1 protein-coding gene (running past one end of the window) is annotated in these 20,141 nt (G+C 70.5%); it reads left to right on the forward strand.

The genetic code is table 11. The features are described from left to right. Positions 1–20,141: the 5' portion of a non-ribosomal peptide synthase/polyketide synthase gene (locus AB0L60_RS17100; RefSeq protein WP_364614232.1), read on the forward strand. The gene runs 24,223 nt beyond the window's last position; the window shows 20,141 of its 44,364 coding nt (coding positions 1–20,141); it begins with the start codon at positions 1–3; the stop codon falls past the right edge of the window.

A 20,141-nucleotide genomic window follows, 5' to 3' on the forward strand; every position in this document is an offset into this window, starting at 1 on the left:
TTGGACCGGCTGGATTTCGGCGGCATCGGCGAAGCTGGCAGCGAAATCGCACCGGGATCGGGCGAACTTTTCCCGCTGTCGCCGGCGCAGCTCGGCATCTGGTATGCCCAGCACCTGGACCCGCAGGTCCCGATCAATATCGCCCAGTACGTGGAACTGCGCGGCGAACTCGACCTCGAGTTGCTGGAACGCGCCATGGTCCACGGCTCGGAGGAGTTCGGGTCGGGCTTCCTGCGCATCGTCGAGCGTGACGGCGAGCCCATGCAGATGGTGGACCACTCGCTGGACCGCACCATCTACCACGTCGATCTGACCGATGAGGCCGATCCGGCCGCCGCGGCCCAGGCCTGGATGCGCGCCGACTACAGCGCCCCGCTGGATCTCACCCGGGACCGCCTCATCCGCACGGCCATGCTGAAGCTGGCCGACGGTCATTACTACTGGTACGCGCGCATCCACCACATCGTGCTGGACGGCTTCGGCGCGGTGACCTACATGACCCGCGTCGCCGAGCTGTACACCGCGTACGTGCGGGGCGTCGAGCCCGCGCCGCACAAGCTGACCGACCTGCCCACCCTGGTCGAGCAGGAATTCGCCTACCGCGAGAGCAGCCGCTTCAAGTCGGACAAGGAGTACTGGGCCGAGCGGGTCGCCGGGCTCGAGGACGGCACCAGCCTGGTCGGCCGCTCCGCGCCGCCGGCCGCCATCAACCGGATCGCCACGGGCGCGCTCAGCGAGGACCAGAGCTCGCTGCTGGACGACGCCGTGGCACGCCACGAATCGTCGCCCGCGGGTCTGCTCATCGCCGGTTTCGCCGCCTATCTCGCGCAGTGGACCGGCAGCGAGGACGTCATCCTCAGCCTGCCGGTGACCGCGCGCACCACCGCGATCATGCGCCGCTCCGGCGGCGCCGCCTCGAACATCGTGCCGCTGCGCCTGCGCGTCGGTCACGGCGTGACCGTGACCGATCTGCTCAAGCAGGTGCAGGTCGAGGTGTCGGGTGCGCTGCGTCACCAGCGCTACCGCGCCGAAGACATTCGCCGCGACTCCAGTGGCGAGTTCACCGGCGGCGAGGTGGGCTCGCAGTTCTTCGGCCCGTGGGTCAACATCATGTTGTTCCACAACGAGGTCGTACTCGGTGACATCACCGGTGAATACAGCGTGCTGTCCACCGGCTCCATCGAGGATCTGGGCGTCAACTTCTACCAGTCGGTGAAGGGCACCCGGAATCACATCGATTTCGAGACCAACCCCAACCTGTACTCCGCGGACGAGACCGAGCGTCACCACGCGCGGTTCCTGGAGTTCTTCGACCGCTTCCTGGCGGCGGGGGCGGAGCAGCCCGTCTGGGGCCTGCCCATCACCACCGCGGCCGAGCGCACCCGCACCCTGGTGGAGTGGAACTCCGCCGCGCACGAGGTGCCGGTCACCACGCTGCCGGTGTTGCTGGACAAGCAGATTCCGCTGACCCCGGACAACGTCGCCGTCGAGTTCGAGGGCGAGCAGCTCACGTACGCCGAGTTCGGTGCGCGCGTCAATCGCCTGGCCCGCTTCCTCATCGAGGACGGCGTCGGCCCGGAGTCGCTGGTCGCCCTGGGCATGCGCCGCTCGCTCGACCTGGTCGTCGGCATGCACGCGGTGCTGCGCGCCGGTGGCGCCTACGTGCCGATCGACCCGGATCACCCGGCCGACCGCACGGCCTACATCCTCGAGTCCGCGGCACCGGTCTGTGTGCTGACCACCGCTCGCGACGAGCTCGAGCTGCCGGAGTCCGTGCGGCGCTTGGAGATCGACACGCTCGACGTCTCCGGCTTCTCCGCGGAGCCGGTGACCGATGCGGATCGCCTGGCTCCGCTGCGCCCGGACAACACCGCCTACGTCATCTACACCTCGGGTTCGACCGGCCGCCCCAAGGGCGTCGCCGTCACCCACCACGCCATCGTCAACCAAGAGCTGTGGATGCTCGACGAGTATCCGCTCACCGAAGACGATGTCTACCTGCAGAAGACGGCCACCACCTTCGACGTGTCGCTGTGGGGCTACTTCATGCCGCTGCTGGTGGGCGCGAAGCTCATCGTGGCGACCCCGGACGGCCACCGCGATCCGCTGTACGTGGCGGAGATGATCGAGCGCCATGGCGTTACGGTCACCGACTTCGTGCCGTCCATGCTGACGGTCTTCGTCACGCACGCCACCCGGGCCCAGTGTGCCTCGCTGAAGTACGTTTTCGTGATCGGCGAGGCGCTGCCGCCGGAGACCGGCGCGGGCTTCCGCGAGATCACCTCGGCCGGCCTGCACAACCTGTACGGCCCCACCGAGGCCGCGGTCTCGGTCACCTACTGGGAGAACACCGCCGCCGACACCGTCACGGTGCCGATCGGTCTGCCCGAGTGGAATGTCGAAGTCTACGTTCTGGATTCGCGGCTGCGCCCCGCCGCCATCGGCGCCGCGGGTGAGCTCTACCTAGCGGGCCGTCAGCTGGCCCGCGGGTACAAGGGCCGCCCGGATCTGACCTCGGACCGCTTCGTCGCGAACCCGTTGTCGCCCGCCGGCGAACGCATGTACCGCACCGGTGACCTCGTCCGCTGGAACGATGCGGGCGCGCTGGAGTACATCGGCCGCACCGACTTCCAGGTGAAGTTCCGCGGCCAGCGCATCGAGCTCGGCGAGATCGAGACCGACCTGCTGGCCCACCCGGCCGTCAGCCAGGCCGCCGTCCTGGTCATGGACACCGCCACCGGTCAGCAGCTGGTCGCGTACGTGGTCCCGGTCCCCGGCCAGTCCATCGATCCGGCCGAGCTGACCCGTTTCGCCGCCGAGAAGCTGCCGTCCTACATGGTTCCGGCGTCGATCATGGTGCTGGACGCCTTCCCGCTCAACACCTCCGGCAAGCTGGACCGCAAGGCCCTGCCGGAGCCGGTGTTCAGCGCGGATGCCGCCGGCTACCGCGCGCCGCGCACCGCCGCCGAGGAGATCGTGGCGGGCGTGTTCGCCGATGTGCTCGGTCACGACCGGGTCGGCGTCGACGACAACTTCTTCGATCTGGGCGGCAACTCGCTGGTCGCCACCCAGGTGGTGGCCCGCATCTCGGCCGCGTTCAGCACCCGCCTGGGTGTGCGCGCGCTGTTCGAGACCCCGACCGTGGCGGGCCTCGCCGCGCGGGTGGAAGCCGCTGGGCCGTCCGATGTTTCGCGTACTCCGCTGGTGGCCCAGGAGCGCCCCGACCGGGTGCCGCTGTCGCTGGCGCAGCAGCGCATGTGGTTCCTCAACCAGTTCGACCCGAACGTCCCCACCTACAACCTGCCGTTCGTGGTGCGGTTGCGCGGGCAGGTCGATATCGAGGCCCTGCAGCTGGCGCTGGCCGATGTGGTCGCGCGCCAGGAGTCCCTGCGCACCATCTTCCCCGAGTCCGGCGACGGCGGCTTCCAGCAGGTGCTGCCGATGTCCGAGGTGGAGCTGGGCATCGAGGTCGTCGATCTCGCCGAGGCCGAATTGCCGTCCGCGCTGGCGGAATTCGCCTCCGCCGGTTTCGATGTCTCGACCCAGCTGCCGATTCGCGTGCGGGTGTTCCGGGTCGCCGGTGCGGCGGCGCTCGATGCCGGCGAGGTCGATCTCGCCGTCGCCTTCGTGGTGCATCACATTGCGGCGGACGGCTTCTCGTTCGGGCCGCTCTCGCGCGACATGACCGCCGCCTACCTGGCGCGCGTGGCCGGTCAGGAGCCCGCGTGGGCGCCGCTGCCGGTGCAGTACCAGGACTTCAGCATCTGGCAGCGCGAGGTGCTCGGTTCGGAATCCGATGCCGAGTCCATGGCCGCCCGCCAGATCGCCTACTGGCGTGGGGCGCTGGCCGGGCTGCCGGATCAGCTGGACCTGCCGGCCGACCGTCAGCGTCCGCCGGTGCAGAGCTTCCACGGCTCCCGCGTCACCTTCGACATTCCGGCCGAGCTGCATGCCCGGCTGGCGGGTTTGGCACGCGCCCAGGGTGTTTCGCTGTTCATGGTCATGCACAGCGCGCTGGCCGTGCTGCTGGCCCGGCTCTCGGGAACCAGCGACATCGCCATCGGCACCCCGGTCGCCGGTCGTGGTGAGCAGGCGCTCGACGACCTGATCGGCATGTTCGTCAACACCCTGGTGCTGCGTTCGGAGGTGGATGGGGCCGAGCGCTTCACCGACTTCCTGGCCCGCACCCGGGAGACCGATCTGGCGGCCTTCGCCAATACCGATGTCCCGTTCGAGCGGCTGGTCGAGGTGCTCAACCCGACCCGTTCGCAGGCCCGGCACCCGCTGTTCCAGGTCATGCTGTCGTTCCAGGAGATGTCGCACGGCTCCATGGAGCTGCCCGGCCTCACCGTCTCCGCGGACGAGCTCGAGGTCGACATCGCCAAGTTCGACCTGCAGTGGACGCTGACCGAGCAGCGTGGCCTGGCCGGTGAGCCGGCCGGGCTGGCGGTGGTGCTGTCCTACGCCACCGATCTGTTCGACGCCTCGACCGTGGCCGAGTTCGGGCAGCGCTACCTGCGCGTGCTCGAAACCGCCGTCGCCGCACCGGACACCGTGGTGCGCGACATCGACGTCCTCGACGCCGGTGAGCGCGAGACCGTGCTGCACGCGTGGAACCACACCGCGCGTGAACTCCCCTCCGCCGCAACCGTTCTCGACCTGTTCGAGCGGCAGGTGCGGATCCGGCCGGGCGCCACCGCGCTGATCTTCGATCCGGGCGAGCGCAGCGGCAGCATGTTCGGCCCCGCCGAGGAGCTGAGCTACGCGGAGTTCTCCGCGCGCGTGAATCGCCTGGCGCGCAGGCTGATCGACGCCGGCGTGGGCCCGGAGTCCCTGGTCGCGGTGGGCATCCGCCGCTCGGTGGACATGCTGGTCGCCATCTACGCCACCCTCACCGCGGGCGGTGGCTACGTGCCGATCGACCCGGACCACCCGGCCGAGCGCACCGACTACGTGCTGCGCACCGCCGAGCCGGTGGTGCTGCTCACCACCGCCGACGACGCGGTGGAAACCTCGGATTGCCCGGTGCTGCACCTGGATTCGCTGGATCTGGGCGACTACAGCGCCGCCCCGGTCACCGACGCGGACCGGCTGGCGCCGCTGCGGCCGGCCAATGCCGCCTACGTGCTGTTCACCTCCGGCTCGACCGGCCGCCCCAAGGGCGTGGCCATCCCGCATGCCGCGGTGCTCAACCAGATCGCCTGGATCACCCGCGAATACGACATCGACGACACCGATGTGATCCTGCAGAAGACGCCGGTCACCTTCGACGTCTCGGTGTGGGAGCTGTTCGGCTCGCTGGCCGTGGGCGCGCAGCAGGTCATCGCCGCGCCGGACGGCCACCGCGATCCGATGTACCTGTCGGAGGTCATCGGCCGGCACCGGGTCACCATGACCTCGTTCGTGCCGTCCATGCTGAGCGTGTTCGCCTCCAGCGCCTCGTCGGCCGAATGCCTGTCGCTGCGTGCGGTGCTGGTCGCCGGTGAGGCGCTGCCCCCGGCCACCGTGACCGCCTTCCGCCGCTTCTCCACCGCGGCCGTGCACAACCTGTACGGCCCGACCGAATTCACCGTGCACGCCACCTACGCGCCCATCGACGCGCCCGTGGTCACCTCGGTGCCCATCGGCCGTCCGGTGTGGAACGCGCAGACCTACGTGCTGGACGAGGGCCTGCGCCCGGTGCCCGCGGGTGTCCCGGGTGAGCTCTACCTGGGCGGTGTCCAGGTGGCGCGCGGCTACTTCGGCCGCCCGGACCTGAGCGCCGAGCGCTTCGTCGCCAACCCGTACGGCGAGCCGGGTTCGCGCCTGTACCGCACCGGTGACCTGGTGCGCTGGAACCACAACGACCCGGGCGTCATCGACTACATCGGCCGCACCGACTTCCAGGTGAAGTTCCGCGGCCAGCGCATCGAGCTCGGCGAGATCGAGACCGCGCTGCTGGACCACCCCAAGGTGCAGCAGGCCGTGGTGCTGGTCATCGACACCGTGGCGGGCGATCAGCTGGTCGCCTACATCGTGGCCGGCGGCCCGGTGGATCTGGACGGCGTCAAGACCTCGCTGCAGCGCACCCTGCCCGCCTACATGGTGCCGGGTTCGATCATGGTGCTGGACGCGTTCCCGGTGAACGCCTCCGGCAAGCTGGACCGCCGCGCGCTGCCCGCGCCGCGCTTCGAGGTGCGCGAATTCCGTGCTCCCACAACGCCGATCGAGGAGATCGTCGCCCAGATCTTCGGCGAGGTGCTGGGCATCGCCCGGGTCGGCGTCGACGACGACTTCTTCGAACTCGGCGGCAACTCGCTGATCGCCACCCAGGTGGCGACCCGACTGGGCACGGCCCTCGACACCCGCGTGCCGGTGCGCATGCTGTTCGAGGCCGCGACCGTGGAAGCCCTGGCAGCCCGGGTGGAATCGCACGTCGGCGACGGCGGCCGCAAGGCCCTGGTGGCCCGCGAGCGGCCCAGCGAGGTCCCGCTTTCGCTGGCGCAGCAGCGCATGTGGTTCCTCAACCGCTTCGACACCGCCTCGGCGGTGAACAACATCCCGGTCGCCATCCGGCTCTCCGGTGAGCTCGATATCGCGGCCCTGCAGGTCGCGGTCATCGATGTCATCGACCGCCACGAGTCGCTGCGCACCGTCTTCCCGGAGACCGCGCACGGACCGGTGCAGCGGGTGCTGGACGCCGCGCAGATCGTGCCCGATCTGACGCCGGTGCCGGTCACCGAGTCGAATCTGATCGACCACCTGGTGGAGCTGGCCACCATGGCCTTCGACGTCACCGACGAAGTGCCTTTGCACGCAGCGCTTTTCGAGATCAGCGAGACCGAGTACATCCTCGGCATGGTGGTCCACCACATCAGTGCCGACGGCTGGTCCATGGGCCCGCTGGCCCGCGACGTCATGGTCGCCTACGCCGCCCGCACCTCGTGGGAGGCCCCGGCCTGGGCGGAACTGCCGGTGCAGTACGCCGACTACGCGCTCTGGCAGCGCGAGGTGCTCGGGTCCGAGGACGACCCGGATTCGCTGATCGCCAAGCAGATCCGCTACTGGACCGACGCGCTCGCCGATCTGCCGGACGAGCTGGTGCTGCCCGCCGACCGGCAGCGGCCGGCCGTGGCCAGCTACCAGGGTGGCACCTACCCGTTCGCCATCTCCGCCGAAACCCAGCAGGCGCTGGTGGATCTGGGCCGCCGGCACAATGCCTCGCTGTTCATGGTCATGCACAGCGCGCTCGCGGTGCTGCTGGCCCGCCTCTCCGGGACCGGCGACATCGCCATCGGCACCCCGGTGCACGGCCGCGGTGAGGCCGCGCTCGACGACCTGATCGGCATGTTCGTCAACACCCTGGTGCTGCGCACCGAGGTGGACGGTAGCGAGACCTTCGCCGACCTGCTGGCCCGCTCCCGCGACACCGACCTGCACGCCTTCGCGCACGCGGACGTGCCGTTCGAGCGGCTGGTCGAGGTGCTCAACCCGGCCCGCTCGCAGGCTCGCCACCCGCTGTTCCAGGTCATGCTGACCTTCCAGAACACCCGGCAGGCCAGCCTGGAACTGCCCGGGCTCTCGGTCAACGGCATCGACTACGACGCCCGCCTGGCCAAGTTCGACCTGCAGCTGACCCTGCAGGAGGCGCAGGACGACCACGGCGAGAACGCCGGTATGTCCGCCGAGATCTCCTACGCGCTGGATCTTTTCGACGAGCCCACCATCGCGGCCTTCGCGCATCGCCTGGACCTGATCCTGGCAGCCGTGGTCGCGGACCCGGACCGGCCGCTCGGCGATATCGACCTGCTGGTCGCCGACGAGCGCGAGCGGGTGCTCGACGACTGGAACGACACCGCGTTCAACCTGGCGCGGGTGCTGCCCGCGCTGCCGGAGGGCGAGGCCGCGACGCTGGTTTCGCTGTTCGAAGCACAGGCTCTGACCAGCCCCGATGCGCCTGCCGTGGAATTCGAGGGGACGGGTCTGTCCTACGCCGAGTTCGCGGCGCGGGTGCACCAGCTGGCCCGCAAGCTCATCGCCCAGGGCGTGGGCGCGGAATCGCATGTGGCGCTGGCCATCCGGCGCTCGCTGGATCTGGTCGTCGCCATGTACGCGGTGCTGGAGGCCGGTGGCGCGTACGTGCCGCTGGATCCGGATCAGCCGGACGAGCGCATCGACTACGTGCTCGACACCGCCCGCCCGGTCGCGATCCTCACCACCAGCCGCGACGATTTCGTCACCGGCCGCAATGTGCCGGTGCTCGAGGTCGACACGCTGAACCTGGAGGCCTACTCCGACGCGCCGATCACGGATGCCGAACGGGGACAGGCGATCCGGCCGGAGCACACGGCGTACGTCATCTTCACCTCCGGTTCGACCGGCCGCCCGAAGGGTGTCGCGGTCGAGCACGGTGCGATCGTGAACCGCCTGCTGTGGATGCAGCACGAGTACCCGATCGACGCGAACGACGCTGTCCTGCAGAAGACTCCGGCCACCTTCGACGTGTCGGTCTGGGAGTTCTTCTGGCCCCTGCAGACCGGCGCCCGCCTGGTGGTCGCCAGGCCGGACGGCCACCGCGACCCGGTGTACCTGGCCCAGGTCATCGCCGAGACCGGCATCACCACGGCCCACTTCGTGCCGTCGATGCTGTCGGTGTTCGTCGCCACCCTCGGCAACGAGAACGGCGACTCCTCGGTCCCCGCACCGCGTTTGCGGCAGGTCTTCGCCTCGGGTGAGGCGCTGCCCGCGCCGACCGCGCAGAAGCTGCGTCAGTTGACCGGTGCGCGGCTGCACAACCTGTACGGCCCGACCGAAGCGGCCGTCGATGTCACCTACCACGAGGTCGTGGACACCGACACCGTGTTCGTGCCGATCGGCCGCCCGGTCTGGAACACCGAGACCTATGTGCTCGACGCCCGCCTGCACCCGGTCGCGCCGGGTGTCGCGGGTGAGCTCTATCTGGCGGGCGATCAGCTGGCGCGCGGCTACCTCGGCCGCCCCGACCTGTCCGCCGATCGCTTCGTCGCCAACCCGTTCGTCTCCGGCGACCGCATGTACCGCACCGGCGACCTGGTCTCCTGGACCGCCGACGGTGAACTGAACTACCTGGGCCGCACCGACTTCCAGGTCAAGCTGCGCGGTCTGCGCATCGAGCTCGGCGAGATCGAGGCCGCGCTGCTGGCGCAGCCGGCCATCGCCCAGTCGGTCGTGGTGGTGCGCACCGACGCGCACGCCGGTGACCAGCTGGTCGGCTATGTGGTGCGTGAGGCCGAGGCGGTCGTGGACGTCGACGCGGTCAAGGCCGCGCTGAGCGGCTCGCTGCCCGCCTATATGGTCCCGGCCGCGCTCGTGGTGCTGGACGCCTTCCCGGTCAACGCCTCCGGCAAGCTGGACCGCCGGGCGCTGCCCGCACCGGTCTTCGAGGCCAAGCGTTTCCGCGCCCCCTCGACCCCGATCGAGGAGATCATCGCGCAGATCTTCGCCGACCTGCTCGGCGTCGAGCGCGTCGGTGTGGACGATGACTTCTTCGAGCTGGGCGGCAACTCGCTGGTCGCCACCCAGGTGGTGGCCCGCCTGGCCGCCGCGCTGAACGCCGAGATCGGCGTGCGCGTGCTGTTCGAGGCCCCGACCGTGGCCGCGCTGGCCGCCCGTGTCGAGTCGCACGCGGGAACCGGTGTGCGCCAGGCGCTCACGGTTCGGTCCCGGCCGGAGTACCCGCCGCTGTCGCTGGCGCAGCAGCGCATGTGGTTCCTCAACCGGTTCGATCCGGAGTCGGCCGCCAACAACATCCCGGCGGCCGTAAGGCTCACCGGCGCACTGGATCTCGACGCCATGCGCGGGGCCATCGCCGACGTGGTGGCGCGGCACGAGTCGCTGCGCACCCTCTACCCGTCGCACGAGGGCGTCGCCTACCAGAAGGTGCTGCCCACCGGCCGCGCCATCCCCGAACTGGATGTGCTGGACGTGACCGAGGGCGAATTGTTCGCCGCGGTCTACGACTTCGCGGCCCGGGGCTTCGACGTCACCACCGAGACCGCCGTCCGCCTGCGCGCCTATCGCCTCGCGGCCGACGATCACGTGCTGGTGCTGGTGGCCCACCACATCGCCGCCGACGGCTTCTCGATGAACCCGCTGGTGCGCGACCTCATGACCGCCTACATCGCGCGCAGCAACGGCGAGACCCCGGGCTGGACCGAGCTGCCGGTGCAGTACGCGGACTACGCGCTGTGGCAGCGCGAAACGCTGGGTTCGGAAGAGGATCCGCGTTCGCTCATCACCGAGCAGCTCGACTACTGGCGCCGCACCCTGTCCGGCCTGCCGGACGAGCTGCGCCTGTCGGCCAAGCCGCGCCCGGCCGTCGCGTCCTACGACGCGGGCACCCACCGGTTCCAGGTGCCGGGCGAGCTCATCGCCGGGCTGAACCGGGTGGCGCAGAGCAATGGCACCACCCTGTTCATGGTGGTGCACAGTGCTTTCGCCGCGCTGCTGGCGCGCCTGAGCGGTACCGAGGACATCGCGGTCGGCATTCCGGTGGCGGGCCGTGGCGAGCAGGCCCTCGACGATCTCGTCGGCATGTTCGTCAACACCCTGGTGCTGCGGTCGCCGGTCGATGCCGGCACCAGCTTCACCGACCTGCTGAAGACCGTGCGCGAGCGCGATCTGCAGGCCTTCGCCCACGCGGACGTGCCGTTCGAGCGGCTGGTCGAGGTGCTCAACCCGGCCCGCTCGCAGGCCCGGCACCCGCTGTTCCAGGTCATGCTGTCGTTCCAGAATCTGGGCCGCACCTCGCTGGAGCTACCGGGTCTGAGCGTGTCCGAGCTGGCCATCGACCAGCAGTCGGCCAAGTTCGACCTGCAGCTGACGCTGAGCGAGGTCATCGAGGGTGCCGCGGCGGGCCGCGAATCGGACATCGCGGCCATGGATGCCGAACTCGTCTATGCGACAGACCTTTTCGACGCGCAGTACGCCCACGTCTTCGCGCAGCGCTTCGTGGCGATGCTCACCGCCGTGGCCGCGGATCCGACCCAGCTGGTCGGCGATGTCGAGCTGCTGAGCGAGGCCGAACGCCGCCAGCTGCTGGTCGGCTGGAACGAGACCGCGTTCGAGCTGGATGCCGCACTGCCGGAGATCTCCGAAGGCGCTGCGGCGACCCTGGTTTCGCTGTTCGAGGCGCAGGTCGCGCTGACTGCCGAAGCGACTGCTGTCACCTTCGAGGGGACAAGTCTGTCGTACGCCGAGTTCGCGGCCCGTGTCCGCAAGCTCGCGCGCTGGCTCATCGCCGAGGGCGTCGGACCGGAATCCTTTGTGGCGCTGGGCATGCGCCGCTCCATCGACCTGGTCGCGGGCATGTACGCCGTCGCCGTCGCCGGTGGCGCGTATGTGCCGCTGGATCCGGATCACCCGGCCGAGCGCACCCAGTACATCCTCGAGACCGCACAGCCGGTCTGCGTGCTGACCTCCGGCGACGACCTGGAAGGCGTTGACGCGCGCCAGGTCCGGATCGACGAGCTGGACCTGTCCGGCTTCGCCGACACCCCGGTCGCCGATGCCGAACGCCGCTCGCCGCTGCGGCCGCAGAACACCGCGTATGTGATCTTCACGTCCGGCTCCACCGGCCGCCCCAAGGGTGTGGCCGTGAGCCACGCCGCGATCGTGAACCGTCTCGTCTGGATGCACGCCCAGTACGGGCTGGCCGCCTACGACGTGGTCCTGCAGAAGACCCCCGCCACCTTCGACGTGTCGGTGTGGGAGTTCTTCTGGCCCTTGCAGGTCGGCGCGCGCCTGGTGGTCGCCAAGCCGGACGGCCACCGCGATCCGGCCTACCTGGCCGAGATCATCGTCCGCGAGGGCGTCACGGTCACCCACTTCGTGCCGTCCATGCTGGCGGTCTTCGTGGCCGAGCCGGGCGCGGCCGACTGCGTCAGCCTGACCAATGTCTTCGCCTCCGGTGAGGGCCTGCCCGCGCCGACCGCGCAGAAGCTGCGCGAACTGACCGGTGCTCGCCTGCACAACCTGTACGGCCCCACCGAGGCCGCGGTGGACGTGACCTTCCACGAGGTCACCGACGCCGACCTGGCCTCGGTGCCGATCGGCGCGCCGGTCTTCAACACCCAGGTGTACGTGCTGGATTCGCGTCTGCGGCCGGTTCCGGTGGGTGTCGCGGGTGAGCTGTATCTGGCGGGCGATCAGCTCGCCACCGGCTATGTGGCACGCCCCGATCTGACCGCGGATCGCTTCGTGGCCAACCCCTTCGGCGCCGGCGCCCGCATGTACCGCACCGGTGACCTGGTCACCTGGACGCGACATGGCGAGCTGGAGTACCTGGGCCGCACCGACTTCCAGGTGAAGCTGCGCGGTCTGCGCATCGAGCTCGGCGAGATCGAGTCGGCGCTCAGCGCGCTGCCCTCGATCGCCCAGTCCGTGGTGGTGGTCCGCACCGACGAGCGCACCGGCGATCAGCTGGTCGCCTACCTGATCGCCGCCGACGGTCACCTCGACCTCGACGCGGTCAAGGACGAACTGTCCGAGCAGCTTCCGGCCTACATGGTCCCGGCCGCCTTCATGGTGCTGGACGCCTTCCCGCTCAATGCCTCCGGCAAGCTGGACCGCAAGCAGTTGCCCGCGCCGACGTTCGCCGCCAAGACCTACCGCGCCCCGGCCACGCCGGTGCAGCAGACGGTCGCCGGCACCATCGCCGACGTGCTCGGCCTGGACCGGGTCGGCCTGGACGACGACTTCTTCGAGCTCGGCGGCAACTCGCTCATCGCCACCCAGGTGATCGCGCGCCTGTCGGCCGCCCTGGACGCCGACATCCCGCTGCGCGCGCTGTTCGAGGCCACCACCGTGGCTTCCCTCGCCGCGCAACTGGAATCGCGCGTCGGCACCGGCGCGCGCGCCGCGCTGGCCGCCCAGGAGCGCCCGGAGCTGGTGCCGCTGTCGCTCGCACAGCAGCGCATGTGGTTCCTGAACCGCTTCGACAACCGCACCGCGGTCAACAACATCCCGGTGGCGCTGAAGCTCACCGGCGCGATCGACCCGGCCGCCTTCACCGCCGCCATCGGCGACGTGCTGGCCCGCCACGAGTCGCTGCGCACCATCTACCCCGAGGTCGAGGGGGACGGCTACCAGCGCATCCTGCCGCTGTCCGAGGTCGACTTCGAGGTGCGGACCGAGACCGTCACCGCGGCCGACCTGACCGCCCGCATCACCCAGCTCGCGAGCGTGTTCTTCGACGTCACCCGCGAACTGCCGTTCCGCGCCACCCTGCTCAGCCTCAGCGAGAACGAGCACGTGGTCGTGCTGGTGCTGCACCACATCAGCGCGGACGGCGTCTCGCTGCGCCCGCTGCTGCGGGATGTGGTGGCCGCCTACCTGTCCCGCAGCACCGGCGAGGCCCCGGCCTGGGCGCCGCTGCCGGTGCAGTACGCCGACTACACGCTGTGGCAGCGCGAGATCCTCGGCGCGGAAACCGATTCCGAGTCCCTGGCGGCCCAGCAGATCGCCTACTGGACCGACCGGCTGGCCGACCTGCCCGAGCAGATCGAGCTGCCCGCCGACCGCCCGCGGCCGGAGATCGCCACCAATGCCGGTGGCACCTACGACTTCTCGATCGACGCCGAGCTGCACCGCGCCCTCACCGGCGTGGCCCGCGAGCACGACGTCACCCTGTTCATGCTGGTGCACGCCGCCCTGGCCACCTGGGCCGCGCGCCTGTCCCGCGCCACCGACATCGCCATCGGCACCCCCATCGCGGGCCGCGGCGAACGCGCGCTGGACGACCTGGTCGGCATGTTCGTCAACACCCTGGTGCTGCGCAGCGAGGTGCGGCCGGACGCCGCCTTCCGCGACCTGCTGGCCCAGGTGCGCCGCACCGACCTGGCCGCCTTCGCGCACGCCGACGTGCCGTTCGAGCGTCTCGTCGACGTGCTCAGCCCGGTCCGCTCGCAGGCGCACCACCCGCTGTTCCAGGTGGCGCTGACCTTCGAGGCCGCCGGGGCCAAGGACGCCGCGGCGGTCGCGCTGCCCGGCCTGGAACTCGAGGTCGTCGAATTCGACCCGGGCACGGCCAAGTTCGACGTGCAGCTCACCGTGAGCGAGCGCGCCGACGGCTCGCTGGGCCTGTCCTGGAACTACGCCGCCGACCTGTTCGACGCCGAGACCGTCATCTCCTTCGCCGAGCGCCTGGTCCGCATCCTGCGCGCGGTCGCCGAGGATCCGGCCGCGCTCATCGGCGATATCGACCTGCTGGGCGAGGGCGAGCGCCACAATGTGGCCGAGCACTGGGTCTCCGCGGGCGAGGACGTCGTCGCCCTGGCCCAGACCGCGCGGGCCGCGGTCGCCGACGCCGAACGCGCTGTCGCCGAGGGCACCTCGGGCATCGCGCCCGAGGCCGCCGCCCTGCTCGCGCTGGGCGCGTCCGCCGAGCGCCTTGCCAACCCGCTGGCCGCCCTGGCCAGCCGGTTCGTGGCGGCCGACGCCACCCTGTCGAGCCTGTTCGACCTGGCGGTGGCCGCGAATCCGGAGCGCGTCGCGGTGCGCTTCGGCGACGAGGAGCTCACCTACTTCGACCTGGACCGCCGCGCGAATGTGCTGGCGCGCCGCCTGATCGGCGAGGGCGCGGGACCGGAATCGCTGGTCGCGGTGCTGCTGCCGCGTTCGGCGGATCTGGTGGTGGCGCTGCTGGCCGTGATCAAGACCGGTGCGGGCTACGTGCCGATCGATCCGACATATCCGGCCGACCGCATCGCCTACGTGCTCTCGGACGCGCGGCCGACCAGCGTGATCACCGACTCGACCGTGCAGGTCGAGCAAGCGCTGGGAAGTGGAGCGGCGGCCGAGCTGAACACCATCCTGCTGGACGGGTTCTCGCTGGAGGCGGGCAATATCGTGGACGCGGCCGACGGGCCGGTCACCGACGCCGAACGCCGGTCCGCGCTGCGCCCGGACCATGTCGCCTACGTCATCTACACCTCCGGCTCCACCGGCCGCCCCAAGGGCGTGGCCGTGGCGCATCGGAATGTGGTGCGGCTGATGGCGAACACCGATCGCGAGTTCGGCTTCGGTCCCGATGATGTGTGGACGCTGTTCCACTCCTATGCTTTCGATTTCTCGGTGTGGGAGCTGTGGGGTCCGCTGCTCTTCGGCGGCAAGCTGGTCGTGGTCGATTACTACGTGTCTCGCTCGCCCGAGCAGTTCCTGGAACTGCTGCGCCGCGAACAGGTCACGGTGCTCAACCAGACCCCGTCGGCGTTCTACCAGCTGGCCGAGGCAGACCGGATCGCTACCTCGGCGAGCCGGGAATCGGATACCGCCGCCGGTGACCAGCAGTCGCTGGCACTGCGCTACGTCGTCTTCGGCGGTGAGGCGCTCGAGCTGCGCCGCCTGTCGGATTGGGTTGCCCGCCACGGTGATTCCTCGCCGTACCTGGTGAACATGTACGGCATCACCGAGACCACCGTGCACGTGTCCGTGCGCGTGCTCGATGCCGACACCATCGCCGCCGCCACCGGTTCCGTGGTCGGCCGGGCCATCGCGGGCCTGCGCGTCTACGTCCTCGACGACCGCCTGCACCCGGTGCCGGTCGGTGTCGCGGGCGAAATGTATGTCGCCGGACCGCAATTGGCGCGCGGCTACCTGGGCCGCCCGGACCTGTCCGCGGCCCGCTTCGTGGCCAGCCCCTTCGGTATCCCGGGCGAGCGGCTGTACCGCTCCGGCGACGTGGCCCGCTGGAACCGTTTCGGTGAGCTGGAATACCTGGGCCGCGCCGACGATCAGGTGAAGGTGCGTGGTTTCCGCATCGAGCTCGGTGAGATCGAGTCCGCCGTGCTGGCCCAGGCGGGCGTGGCGCAGGCCGCGGTCATCGTGCGCGAGGACCAGCCGGGCGATCAGCGCATCGTGGCCTACGTGGTGCCGGAGAACGGCATCGCGCCGGCCGTGGACGCGGTCCGCGACGGCGCGGCCGAGCTGCTGCCGTCCTACATGGTCCCGTCCGCCATCGTGGTGCTGGACCGAATCCCGTTGACCGTCAACGGCAAGCTGGACCGCCGGGCGCTCCCGGCCCCGGCCGCGCAGGCGCGGGCCTTCCGCGCCCCGGAGACCCCGGTGCAGGAGACGGTCGCCGCCGTCTTCGCCGAGGTCCTGGATCTACCGCGGGTCGGCCTGGACGACGACTTCTTCGACCTGGGCGGCAACTCGCTCATCGCCACCCGGGTGGTGTCGCGCATCGGCGCGGCCCTGGACACCACGGTCGCGGTGCGCACCCTGTTCGAGGCCACCACGGTCGAGGCCCTGGCCGCCCGCATCGAATCGCACGCCGACGGCGCGTCCCGCGCCAAGCTGGTGGCCCGGACGAGGAATCCCGAAGCGCAGGGAGGTGGAGCGGAGCCGGCGCCGCTGTCGTTCGCGCAGCAGCGCATGTGGTTCCTGAACCAGTACGACACCTCCTCGGCGGCCTACAACCTGCCGCTGGCCATCCGCCTCACCGGCGAACTCGACACCGCCGCACTGGAACTCGCGGTCGCGGACGTGGTCCGCCGGCACGAGTCGCTGCGCACCCGGTACCCGGAGCACGGCGGCACCCCGATGCAGGTGGTCGTCCCGGCCGAGGAGATCGCCCTCGACCTGCGGCCGGTCACCGTCGCGGCCGGGGACGTGACCGCCACCGTGACCGCCTTCGCCACGCTGGGCTTCAATGTGGCCGAACAGGTTCCGCTGCGCGCCCGCCTGTTCCGCGTCGGCGGCGAGGACGCCACCGAGCACGTGCTCGTGGTGGTCGTGCACCACATCGCGGGCGACGGCTTCTCGATGTCCCCGCTGGCGCGCGACGTCATGGTCGCCTACACCGCGCGCAACCAGGGCGCGGTCCCGGGCTGGGCCCCGCTGGCCGTCCAGTACGCCGACTTCGCCGTCTGGCAGCGCGAAGTGCTGGGCTCTGAAGAGGACTCGTCCTCGATCATGGCCCGCCAGGTGGCCTACTGGCAGCGCGTGCTCGGCGGCGTGCCCGACGAGCTGGCCCTGCCCACCGACCGCCCGCGCCCGGCCATCGCCTCGCATCGCGGCGCGACGCTGCAGCGCACGCTGTCGCCGGAGCTCGTCGCGGCGCTGGAAGACGTTGCCCGCCGCCGGGGTTCGTCGCTGTTCATGGTCATGCACAGCGCCCTCGCGGTGCTGCTGGCCCGGCTGTCCGGCGGCGATGACATCGCGGTCGGCACCCCGGTCGCCGGTCGCGGTGAGGCCGCGCTGGACGACCTGGTCGGCATGTTCGTCAACACCCTGGTGCTGCGCACCGGCATCGACCCGGCCGAGTCGTTCACCGACCTGCTGGACCGTGTGCGGCACACCGACCTCGACGCCTTCGGCAATGCCGACGTGCCGTTCGAGCGGCTGGTGGAACTGCTCGCGCCCGAGCGCTCGCAGGCCCGCAACCCGCTGTTCCAGGTCATGCTGGCGTTCCAGAACCTGGATCGCACCAGCATCGAGCTGCCGGGGCTGACCGTCTCCACGCTCGACCTCGACGAGAACATCTCCCGCTTCGACCTGCAGTTCACGCTGTCGGAGCAGGACTCCGGGATGGCGCTGGCGCTGACCTACGCCACCGACCTGTTCGACGAGGCCACCGCGGCCGGATTCGCGCAGCGCTGGGTGCGGGTGCTCGAGGCCGTCGCGGCCGACCCGGAGCTCGGCGTCGGCGCGATCGACATCCTGGACCAGGACGAACGCGCCGATCTGGTGGCCCGTTTCGGCCTGCCCGCCGTCCCGGCGCGCACGCTGCCCGAGCTCATCGCCGACGCCGTCGCCATCGATCCGGCCGCGACCGCGGTCGTGTTCCAGGGCAGGAGTCTGTCCTACGGCGAGCTGGATGCGCGCTCGAACCGCTTGGCGCGCTTGCTCATCGAGCGGGGCATCGGCGCCGAGGATCTGGTCGCCGTGGCAGTGCCGCGGTCGGACGACTCCTACTTCGCCGAATGGGCGGTGTCCAAGACCGGTGCGGCCTTCGTCCCGGTGGACCCGAACTACCCGGCCGACCGCATCGCCCACATGGTCACCGACTCCGGTTCGCCGGTCGGTCTCACCGTGGCATCGGTGCGCGCGGACATGCCGGACTCGGTCGAGTGGCTGGTGCTCGACGAGCTGGATCTGAATGCGTTCGCCGACACCGCGATCGCCGACGCCGAGCGGGCGCGCCCGCTGCGTCCGGAGCACCCGGCCTACGTCATCTACACCTCCGGTTCCACCGGTGTGCCCAAGGGCGTCGTGGTCACCCACGCGGGTCTGGCCAACTTCAGCGTCGAGCAGGCCGAGCGGTACGCGCTCGACTCCTCTTCGCGCGCACTGCATTTCGCGTCGCCGTCGTTCGACGCGTCCATGCTGGAGTTCCTGCTCGCCATCGGCAGGGGCGGCACCCTCGTGGTCGTGCCGCCGGGCACCTACGGCGGTGAGGAGCTCGCGGAGCTGATCCGCCGCGAGCGGGCCACCCACGCCTTCATCACCCCGGCCGCGCTGTCCACCTTCGGACCGGCGGGCCTGGACTCGCTGCGCGTGCTGGTCGCCGGTGGTGAGGCCGTCCCCGCCGATCTGGTGGAGAAGTGGGCGGTGCCGATCGGAGAGGGGACAGAGTCGGACGGCACCATTCGTGCCTTCCACAACGGGTACGGCCCCACCGAGACCACCATCATGACCAACATCAGCGATGCGCTGGTGCCGGGCGACCTCGTCACCATCGGCGGCCCCATCCGGGGCATGCAGTCGCTGATCCTCGACAACCGCCTCCGCCCGGTTCCGGTGGGAGTCGCGGGTGAGCTGTACCTGTCGGGCATTCAGCTGGCGCGCGGCTACCACGCGCGGCCGGGCCTGACCGCCGACCGGTTCGTCGCCAACCCGTATGTGGCGGGCGAGCGCATGTACCGCACCGGTGACGTGGTGCGCTGGACCACGGACGAAGCGCGGGGGGGCGGAGCGTTGGTCGAGTACGTCGGCCGTTCCGACTTCCAGGTCAAGGTGCGTGGTTTCCGCATCGAGCTGGGCGAGATCGACGCCGCGCTGGCCTCGCACGAGTCCGTCGACTTCGCGGTCACCGTGGGCCACAAGAACGCCGCCGGCGCGACGTCGCTGGTGTCGTACGTGGTTGCCACGCCGGGTCATTCGATCGATGTGGCGGCCGTGACGGCGCACGTCGAGGCGCGTCTGCCCGCGTACATGGTGCCCTCGGCGGTCATGGTCATCGACCGGGTGCCGCTGACGCCGGTCGGCAAGCTGGACCGCCGGGCGCTGCCCGAGCCGGTCTTCGCCACCGAGGTGGTCTTCCGCGCGCCGCGCAATGCCCTCGAGCACACCATCGCCGAGGTCTTCGCCGAGGTGCTGGGTCTGGAACGGGTCGGCATCGACGACTCGTTCTTCGCCCTGGGCGGTGACTCCATCGTCTCCATCCAGCTGGTGTCGCGGGCCAAGGCGCGCGGCGTGGTATTCAGCCCGCGCGACGTGTTCGAGCAGCGCACGGTCTCCGGTCTGGCCGCCGTCGCGGAAACCACGGACGGCCAAGGCAATTCGACCCCGCAGCTGACCGAGCTGCCGGGCGGCGGCGTGGGCGTCATGCCGCTGACCCCCGTCGTGCGCTTCATGGCGGGCCGGCCGGGCGAGTTCGGCCGCTTCAACCAGACCATGGCGCTGGAGCTGCCGATCGGCATCGATCGCGCGGGCATCGCCGCCACCGTCGGCGCGGTCATCGACCGCCACGACATGCTGCGGGCGCGCCTGCGCCGGGTGCCGGACGCGGACTGGATCGTCGAAACCGCCGCTCCCGGAACGATCGACGCGGATGCGCTGATCGATCGCACCGAGTTCGACGCGGGCGTCACCGACGCGCAGCTGGTCGAGATCGCCACGGCCGCACTGGATGCCACCCTCGACAAGCTGGATCCGGCTGCGGGACAGGTCATCCGGTTCGTGTGGCTGGAGCCGTCCGACGCCACGGCGAGCCGTGAACCGGGCACCGCTCGTGCCGGACGACTCGTCGTCGCCGCACACCACCTCGTGGTCGACGGCGTCACCTGGCGAATCCTGGTGCCGGACTTCGTCGCCGCCTGGGGTCAGCTGTCCGCCGGACAGACCCCCGAGCTGGTCGCGCCCGCCACCAGCATGCGCACCTGGGCGCACGCCCTCGAGCG

It is taken from the genome of Nocardia sp. NPDC051981, assembly GCF_040680715.1.
GTDB lineage: Bacteria > Actinomycetota > Actinomycetes > Mycobacteriales > Mycobacteriaceae > Nocardia.